Annotated in this window: 2 protein-coding genes; both read right to left on the reverse strand. The window is 46.1% G+C overall.

Annotation, left to right across the window (positions count from 1 at the left end; translation table 11 throughout):
* Window positions 1-537: YcjX family protein (locus B3O33_RS06445; protein WP_292363221.1), on the reverse strand; the 537-nt coding region annotated here is incomplete at its 3' end.
* A 33-nt stretch (window positions 538-570) separates the two neighbouring features.
* A partial coding sequence (locus B3O33_RS06450; protein WP_292363222.1) for a GGDEF domain-containing protein occupies window positions 571-942 on the reverse strand: 372 nt, incomplete at its 5' end.

Consider the following 942-nt stretch of genomic DNA (forward strand, 5'->3'; position numbering starts at 1 on the left):
ACGGATCCCTTTCGAACATAATGCGGCAGTGTCCAAACTCCATTGACGATAATCCTGTTGCAACATGGCGATATCCAACAGCCACTCTCCGGGGTAATCACGCAACTCCAGGGTAAATCGCCGGGTCTCTCCGGTAAACGTGGGCAACATGGATTTTTTTTTGTATTCAATGACCAGACGACAGCCACTTATATGCGTTGTTGAGGGCGGCCAGAGTGGCGGATCATCAGCTAATGCCCGGATGCCCTGCTGATAATCAAACAAAGGCAAATCATCCAACGCCTGTAACTCCACACCGAGTAAGCGTTCATCTCTGGCAGGCAGGAAACCACCTAAATGGGCATGGTTGGAATATTTAAGCTGGTGAATAAGACTGGTGATAAAAGTGGACTTGCCACTACCGCTGAAACCAGTAATGCCAATACTCAGGTGTTTATCCAGGCTGCGCGCGACCCATTTACTGGCTTGCTGATCTATTCCATCAATGGTTTTATTGAGCCGCAGGCCGAGTTTTTCAATCTTTGAGTTCATAGTCATCAGCTTACATCAGTCTTTAATGCTCTGTCTGACTTAAGAAACAGACAACGAGGATGAGCGTTTATCATGGTACATATTGTTATCGGCATACAGAATCAGCCCATCGGCATCTTTACCATCATCCGGGTAACAAGCGATACCAATACTGGCACTAATCGTTAACATGATGCCTTCATTCAGTTCGTAAATAATTGATAAGTGCTGACGAAGTTTGTCGGTGACTTGTCGGGCTTCTTCAATATTGCTGTGACTGAGAATAACAGCGAACTCATCTCCTGCCAGTCTGGCGGCTGTGTCTGACTCGCGAATTGTTTCCCGAATACGTTGTGCCACCAGAATCAATAACAAGTCTCCATTCAGGTGGCCGTATGTATCGTTGACCATTTTGAAATCATTCAGGTCAAT

The organism is Methylophaga sp. UBA1464 (genome assembly GCF_002325665.1).
Lineage (GTDB): Bacteria > Pseudomonadota > Gammaproteobacteria > Nitrosococcales > Methylophagaceae > Methylophaga.